Source organism: Streptomyces sp. NPDC054840 (assembly GCF_053611065.1).
Window position 1 is genome coordinate 1 of the sequence record NZ_JBSGZP010000357.1, and the last position, 7,579, is coordinate 7,579.

Annotated in this window: 7 protein-coding genes; 5 read left to right on the forward strand and 2 right to left on the reverse strand. The window is 72.5% G+C overall.

What is annotated here, in order from left to right:
- The first annotated feature begins 246 nt into the window (after positions 1-246).
- Both ACWGIU_RS23465 and ACWGIU_RS23470 read left to right on the forward strand, forming a co-directional pair.
- Positions 247-984 (forward strand): enoyl-CoA hydratase family protein, encoded by a 738-nt coding sequence (locus ACWGIU_RS23465; RefSeq protein ID WP_453708749.1) that lies wholly within the window; start codon positions 247-249, stop codon positions 982-984.
- The gene (locus ACWGIU_RS23470; protein WP_453708751.1) at positions 972-1,559 is read left to right on the forward strand and encodes a TetR/AcrR family transcriptional regulator; all 588 of its coding nucleotides are present in this window, start codon (positions 972-974) and stop codon (positions 1,557-1,559) included. Before ACWGIU_RS23465 ends, ACWGIU_RS23470 begins: the two co-directional genes overlap by 13 nt.
- Positions 1,560-1,628: 69 nt before the next feature.
- On the opposite strand, the gene ACWGIU_RS23475 is transcribed toward ACWGIU_RS23470, so the two are convergent.
- The gene (locus tag ACWGIU_RS23475) at positions 1,629-2,735 is read right to left on the reverse strand and encodes a citrate synthase 2 (RefSeq protein ID WP_266384062.1); all 1,107 of its coding nucleotides are present in this window, start codon (positions 2,733-2,735) and stop codon (positions 1,629-1,631) included.
- Between the two features lie 200 nt (positions 2,736-2,935).
- Here ACWGIU_RS23475 and pdxH point away from each other — a divergent pair, with 200 nt between their 5' ends.
- Both pdxH and ACWGIU_RS23485 read left to right on the forward strand, forming a co-directional pair.
- Complete coding sequence (gene pdxH, locus ACWGIU_RS23480; protein WP_453708754.1) at positions 2,936-3,598, forward strand: pyridoxamine 5'-phosphate oxidase; 663 nt, start codon at positions 2,936-2,938, stop codon at positions 3,596-3,598.
- Between the two features lie 862 nt (positions 3,599-4,460).
- Complete coding sequence (locus tag ACWGIU_RS23485) at positions 4,461-5,783, forward strand: PAS domain-containing protein (protein WP_453708756.1); 1,323 nt, start codon at positions 4,461-4,463, stop codon at positions 5,781-5,783.
- A 7-nt stretch (positions 5,784-5,790) separates the two neighbouring features.
- Here ACWGIU_RS23485 and ACWGIU_RS23490 read toward each other — a convergent pair whose 3' ends face one another.
- Positions 5,791-6,546: an SIS domain-containing protein gene (locus ACWGIU_RS23490; RefSeq protein ID WP_453708758.1), complete on the reverse strand. Its 756-nt coding sequence runs from the start codon at positions 6,544-6,546 to the stop codon at positions 5,791-5,793.
- 257 nt (positions 6,547-6,803) lie between these two features.
- Here ACWGIU_RS23490 and ACWGIU_RS23495 point away from each other — a divergent pair, with 257 nt between their 5' ends.
- Positions 6,804-7,496, forward strand: coding sequence for a metal-dependent transcriptional regulator (locus tag ACWGIU_RS23495; protein ID WP_453708760.1), 693 nt, complete (start codon positions 6,804-6,806; stop codon positions 7,494-7,496).
- Positions 7,497-7,579: the final 83 nt, after the last annotated feature.

The window sequence follows — 7,579 nt, forward strand, 5'->3', positions numbered from 1 at the left end:
CCGCCCCTTCAAGCCTCGCCGGCGTTTGAGGCGCAGCCCGGGGCGCAGCCCGACCCGCACCACGCACCACCGAGCACCCCGCAGGGGACACCGCCCCGTCGGCGTTCGAGGCGAACCCCGGGCGCAGCCCAACCCGAACCGCACACCACCGAGCACCCCGCAGGGGACACCACAGGGACACGTACCCTCCCCGGAGGGGCATCGGCTCCCGAACCACCCCCATCCGCACACCGCTCCGGAGGAGACATGGCCCCACTCGTGCACGCCGCCCAGGCGACCGGCATCGCCACCCTCACCCTGGACTCCCCGGGCAACCGCAACGCCCTCTCCGCCGACCTCGTCGCAGAACTCCGTACCGCTCTCGCCACCGCATCCGCGGACACCGCCGTCCGGGCCGTCGTCCTCACCCACACCGGCAACACCTTCTGCGCCGGAGCCGACCTCAAGTCCCCCTGCGATCCGGCCGACTTCCTGGCCCTGCTCCGCGAGACCGCCGAGCTGCCCAAGCCCGTGGTCGCCCGGGTCACCGGACACGTCCGGGCCGGCGGCCTCGGGCTGCTCGGCGTCTGCGACATCGCCGCCGCCGGACCGCAGTCCTCGTACGCCTTCACCGAGACCCATCTGGGCCTGGCCCCCGCGGTGATCTCCATGCCGCTGCTGCCGCGCCTCGACCCCCGCGCCGCCACCCGCTACTTCCTCACCGCCGAGGCCTTCGACGCCGCCGAGGCCGCCCGGATCGGCCTGCTCACCCTGCACGGCGAGGACGTGGACGCGGCCCTGGAGCCCGTACTCGCCGGCCTGCGCAAGGCCTCCCCGCAGGGGCTCGCCGCGTCCAAGGCGCTGACCTCCGCCGCCGTGCGGGAGGCCCTCACCCGCGACGGCTCCCGGCTCACCGAGCTGTCCGCCGGACTGTTCGCCTCCGCCGAGGCCCGCGAGGGCATCACCGCCCGCTTCGAGCGCCGGGAACCGTCATGGTCGCTGTGACCGGCCCCAAGCAGGCGCGCAGCCGCGTCACCCGCCGCCATCTCCTGGAGGCGGCCGTGTCCTGCCTGGCGGAGCACGGCTGGGCCGGGTCGACCGTCTCGGTCGTCGCCGAACGGGCCGGGGTCTCGCGCGGCGCCGCCCAGCACCACTTCCCGACCCGCGAGGCCCTGTTCACCGCGGCCGTCGAGTACGTCGCCGAGGAGCGGTCCACCGCCCTGCTCGACCTCTTCCACGCCGGCCCGGCCGCCCGCCCCGTCGTGGTGGAGGCGCTGGTCGACCTGTACACCGGCGCCCTCTTCCGGGCCGCGCTCCAGCTGTGGGTGGCCGCCTCCAACGAGGAGCAGCTGCGCCCCCAGGTCACCGAACTGGAGGCCAGGGTCGGCCGCGACACCCACCGCATCGCCGTCGAGCTGCTGGGCGCGGACGAGTCGGTGCCGGGCGTACGGGAGACCGTGCAGGGCCTGCTGGACATGGCGCGGGGGCTGGGCCTGGCCAACGTGCTGACCGACGACACGGCCCGCCGGGCCCGGGTGGTGGCCCAGTGGTCCCGCATCCTCGACGCGACCCTGGGCTGAAGCGCGGTATCGAGAAGGGCGCCGCACCCCGCGAGCGGGATACGGCGCCCAAGGACACGGCCGGAGTCGCTACGCGGTCTCGGCGATGTCCGCGTAACCCTCGATCTCCTGCGGGTTGCGTCGCCCCGGCCCGATGTAGCGGGCCGAGGGCCGCACCAGGCGGCCCGTGCGCTTCTGCTCCAGGATGTGCGCCGACCAGCCGGCGGTACGGGCGCAGCTGAACATCGACGTGAACATGTGCGCCGGAACCTCGGCGAAGTCCAGCATGATCGCGGCCCAGAACTCCACGTTCGTGGCGAGCACCCGGTCGGGGCGGCGCGCGTGCAGCTCCTCCAGCGCGGCCTTCTCCAGCGCGGCGGCCACCTCGTAGCGCGGCGCGTCGAGCTCCTTGGCCGTGCGCCGCAGCACGCGGGCACGCGGGTCCTCGGCGCGGTAGACGCGGTGTCCGAAGCCCATCAGCCGCTCACCCTTGTCGAGGGCCTTCTTCACGTACGCCACGGCGTCGCCGGTGCGCTCGATCTCCTCGATCATGCCGAGCACGCGGGACGGCGCGCCGCCGTGCAGCGGCCCCGACATGGCGCCCACCGCGCCGGACAGCGCGGCGGCGACGTCCGCGCCGGTCGACGCGATCACCCGCGCGGTGAAGGTGGAGGCGTTCATGCCGTGCTCGGCGGCCGAGGTCCAGTACGCGTCGACGGCCTTGACATGCCGCGGGTCCGGCTCGCCCCGCCACCGGATCATGAACCGCTCGACGACCGACTCGGCCTTGTCGATCTCCCGCTGCGGCACCATGGGCAGGCCTTGGCCGCGGGCGGACTGGGCGACGTACGACAGTGCCATCACGGCCGCGCGCGCGAGGTCGTCGCGGGCGGTCTGCGCGTCGATGTCCAGCAGCGGTTTCAGACCCCACACGGGGGCGAGCATGGCGAGCGCGGACTGGACGTCGACACGGATGTCACCGGAGTGGACCGGAATGGGGAAGGGCTCGGCGGCCGGCAGGCCGGGGTTGAAAGCACCGTCGACCAGCAGGCCCCAGACGTTCCCGAAGGAGACGTGGCCGACGAGGTCTTCGATGTCGACGCCCCGGTAGCGGAGCGACCCGCCTTCCTTGTCGGGCTCGGCGATCTCCGTCTCGAACGCGACGACCCCTTCGAGCCCGGGTACGAAGTCGGACATCAGGCGGCTCCTCAGATAGTGCGAACACGCGCGGCTCCCGGCGTGACTCGCGGTCCGGCGCGGTCATCCCCGTTGATGCCCGGCACGGCCGTCGGTCACCCACTCGGAGACCTTCGGACCGGCCCCAAGATTTTGGCCGTTCCACCCCGACTGCGGAAGCGTGACATACGGCACACCGCCGACGGTTCGGCTGCGGCAGGATGGCCAGCGTGACCGATCAGGACATTGACCCCGCCATGATGCGCAAGCAGTACCGCTCGGAGATCATCGACGAGGGGAGTCTCGCTGAGAATCCGATGGACCAATTCGCCCTCTGGTTCCAGCAGGCCGCCGACTCGCACCTCTTCGAGCCGAACGCGATGGTCGTATCGACGGCCACCCCCGACGGGCGGCCCAGCTCGCGGACGGTGCTGATGAAGCAGTTCGACGGCCGGGGCATCGTCTTCTTCACGAATTACGCCTCCCGCAAGGGCCGTGAGCTGGCGCAGAACCCGCACGTCGCCCTGCTTTTCCCCTGGCACCCGATCGCCCGCCAGGTGATCGTCACCGGTACGGCGGCCCGGATCGGCCGCGACGAGACGGCGGCGTACTTCCGCTCCCGCCCGCACGGCTCCCAGCTGGGCGCCTGGGCGAGCGAGCAGTCCAGCGTCATCGAATCCCGTGCGGAGCTGGACCGGCGCTACGCCGAGCTGGAGGCCCGCTACCCGGAGGGCGAGCGGGTGCCGGTCCCGCCGGAGTGGGGCGGCCTGCGCGTGGTCCCGGAGGCGGTGGAGTTCTGGCAGGGCCACGAGAACCGTCTGCACGACCGCCTGCGCTACGTCCTGGACGGGGACAAGTGGCGCGTGGAGCGTCTCTGCCCTTAGGCCGTCTCTCGGATCTTGCCGGGCCCGCGACGCCCGGCACCGCACCCGGCCGCGTTGTCGGGCACGGCACCGGACGCCCCAGGCTCGGCCGACAAGATCCGAAAGAGGCGGCCTGGCCGTGGGGCGCTGAGCGCGGGAACCGGGGCAGCGGCCCCGCGCCCGCGGACGACTCCCGGGCCACCCCCCGCGCTCCTGCGCGACGGGCGGCGCCCCCGTCCACCCCGAGCGGGAGCGGCAAACGCAGGCGACCCGCGGGCTCGGGTCTCTCCCCTGCAGTGGGAGAAGCCGGCCGGACGTACCGGCGAGCCCGCGGGTCGGGTGACTGCTGTGGATTGGCGCCTGGCGATCCCGCCGGGCACCGCACTGGGTGCGTGCGACGACGGGCGCTTAGCCCGCAGCCACCTCACGCGTCCGGAGTTCATACATTTCCGGGATCACCTCCTTTCAGTGTGTGTCCACTCTAGGCAGGCCCGTGCCGACCGTTCAATCGAATTTCGTCGGAGAATCCGCAGCCGTATCCATCGGCTCTCCGGAGGAGCCGCACCTTCCGCTGGGAGACATCAAAGCGGCTGGTCAGCGTCGTCATTCGATGCTGACCACTGGTTCGGACCGCGACACGTCCCCCGGACGAAGGTGTCCCTCGCTCGTGGTTCTGGGGACGCTCCGCATCCGAGGCCGTGCGGTGCGTCCGTGCGGTGCGTACGGATGAGGAATGGTCAGTCGAACGTGTGGCCGTTCTGGTGGTTCTTTCGCAGGTGTAAGGGGATGCGCACCGATTTCCCCGAAAGCGGTGTGGGCTGCGTCACGTTCCAGTTGAATGATCCGACGTGCCGCACACGCGAACACCTGCTGGGGGTGCCAGGTGACTGCTTCCGGGCGTAACGAGACCACCGACGATCTGCTCCAGGCGCTGCTGGACGGGATGGACGCCGCGCTGTGCGCGTTCGACTCCGACGGCGTGATCACCCATTGGAACCGTGAGGCCGAGCGGATCCTGGGATGGTCCGCAGGCGAGGCCGTGGGGCGCAAGGGGTTCGAGGGGTGGGCGGTGCGGGCCGCCGATGCGCAGGACGTGCAGGACAGACTCATGGCCGCACAGCACGTCCCCGGGCGCCAGGTCCACGAGTTCGCGCTGCTGACCAAGGACGGCGGGCGCGTCCTCGTACGGACCCAGTCCGCCGGAGTGCCGGGTGCGGACGGGAAGCCCGCCGGGGTGTACTGCGCCTTCAGCGAGGTGCACGCCCAGATCGACCTGGAACGCTCCATCGCGCTGAGCGAGGCCCTGATGGAGGACGCCTCGTGGGGCGTCGTCCTCGTCGACGTCGACCTGCGGCCCGCCGTCGTCAACGCGCACGCCGCGCGCGCCTTCGGGACCGGTCGCACCGCGCTGCTCGGGCGCCCGCTCGGGGAACTGCTCACCCAGGGCGTCGAGGAACTGGAGGGCGCGCTCCAGCACGTGCTCGCCGAGGGGGCCCCGCCCGCGCCGGTGGAGATGTGGGTGTCGGTGCGCACGCCCGAGGGGGTGCGGCGCAGGTGCTGGCGGTGCGGGTTCCTGCGGCTGGCCTCGCCGCTCGCCGAGGAGCCGGTGCCGCTGGGGGTCGGCTGGCTGTTCCAGGACGTGACCGAGGCCCGTCAGGAGCAGCTGGACACTGCGCAACTGCGGTTCCGGTCCCACCAGCTGCACCGGGCGGGGCGGGCCGCCGCCGAGTGCGAGGACCCGGCCGAGGCGGCCGCCGTGCGACTGGACTTCGCCCTCGCCGGCTTCGCCGAGTACGCGCTGCTGGACGTGCTGGATCCCACGGCCGATCCCGAGCGGCGCAGGCTCGTACGGTCCGCCGCGTCGCCGCCGGCGCTGTCGGGACCAGGGTCGATCCCTGTCCGGTACGTGGCCGGGCACCCGGCGCTGCAGGCCTTGGACCGGATCGGCTCGGTGCGCACCAGTGCCCCGCGGGGGGAGCCGGACGCGGAGTGGGCGAGGGTCCGCCAGTGGCCCGAGGGCGCCGCGCACGCGCTGTGCACGGTGCTGCGGAGCCGGGGGCGGACGCTGGGGGTGCTGACGTTCCTGCGCGGGCCCTCGCGGGTGGCCTTCGAGCGCCCCGACGCGGGGTACGCGGAGGAGGTCGCGGCCCGGGTCGCGGCCGACCTGGACCTCGCGGCGGGTCACGCCCGCCCGGCCGGGGGCTGAGCGCGGCTCAGTGCCGGAAGAAGATCCGGTCGCCGTACTCCTGCATCACGCGGCCGTTCCACTCGTGGCCGCCGTCGACGTTGCCCGAGCGCAGCAGCGGGGGCTCCACCCCGCGGGCGGCGAGCTCGCCGGCCGCCGCCGCCATGACCGCCTGCATGATCGCGCTGGTCACGACGGTGGAGGCGGGGGCGAAGGGCGCGTCGATGCCGTCGATGCTCAGCTCGGCGTCACCGACCGCGATCTTGCTGTCGAGGACGACGTCGCAGTGGTCCTTGAGGAAGGTGCCGGAGAGGTGCCGTGACTTGGTCTCGGTCGCGTACGCCACCGAGGTCACGCCGATGACCTTGAGGCCGATGGCGCGGGCGTTCATCGCCATCTCGACGGGCAGGGCGTTGCGCCCGGAGAGGGAGATGATCACGAGGACGTCGCCGTCGGAGGCGGGGCTGCTGTCGAGGACGGCACCGGCCAGGCCGTCGACCCGCTCCAGGGCGCTGCCCAGGGTCGCGGGCATGACGTCGATGCCGGCCGTGCCCGGGACGGCGAGGAAGTTCATCAGGGCGAGGCCGCCGGCCCGGTAGACGACGTCCTGGGCGGGCAGCGAGGAATGACCGGCGCCGAAGGCGAAGAGCCGGTTGCCGGCGGCGACCGCGTCGGCGATGAGGGAGCCGGCCTCGGCGATGTGCGGGGCCTCCTCGTCCCGCACCCGCTCCAGCAGACCGATGGCGGCATCGAAGAACTGACCGGCCAGCTTGCTCTCGCTCATACGCCGATGGCCCTTCCAGAGGTGGGGGAGCGTCCGTGTCCGCCGCTCACCGTGCGGTCTGGACCAAGGGCGTGTCAATACGAACGTCAATCCCGCGCCGAAAGCTCCGGTCGTGCGCCCCGGACACCGCCGGCCGATCTTGCCGGGGATGCCCGGGAGATGTCCGGGAGCGGTCTTGACCCTCGGCACGGGACGGTTGTCGGCCCGATGCGTCAGAATTGGGGGCAGGGCCAGCGCACGCAATCCGAGGGGCACGAATGTCCGGACTGATCGATACCACGGAGATGTATCTCCGCACCATCCTCGAGCTGGAAGAGGAAGGCGTGGTCCCCATGCGCGCCCGTATCGCCGAGCGGCTCGACCAGAGCGGTCCGACGGTGAGCCAGACGGTGGCGCGCATGGAGCGGGACGGCCTGGTGGCCGTCGCCAGCGACCGCCACCTCGAGCTGACGGAGGAGGGGCGCCGACTGGCTACGCGTGTCATGCGCAAGCACCGGCTCGCGGAGTGCCTGCTCGTCGACGTCATCGGCCTGGAGTGGGAACAGGTGCACGCGGAGGCCTGTCGCTGGGAGCACGTGATGAGTGAGGCGGTGGAGCGGCGGGTGCTGGAGCTGCTGCGTCACCCGACCGAGTCGCCGTACGGGAACCCCATCCCGGGACTGGAGGAGCTGGGTGAGAAGGCCGAGGCGGACCCGTTCCTCGAAGACGGCATGGTCAGTCTGTCCGAGCTCGACCCGGGCACCGAGGGCAAGACCGTGGTCGTCCGGCGGATCGGCGAGCCGATCCAGACGGACGCCCAGCTGATGTATACGCTCCGGCGGGCGGGCGTGCAGCCCGGCTCCGTGGTGAGCGTGACCGAGTCCCCGGGTGGTGTCCTGGTCGGCAGTGGCGGTGAGGCCGCCGAGCTGGACGTGGACGTCGCCTCGCACGTCTTCGTCGCGAAGCGCTGACCCCCGGCGCGTCGGCGTTCGCGTCGGCGTGGAGCGGATGTGTCCGGTGGACGGTTCCGTACGAGCCGTGACCCAGGGGGCCT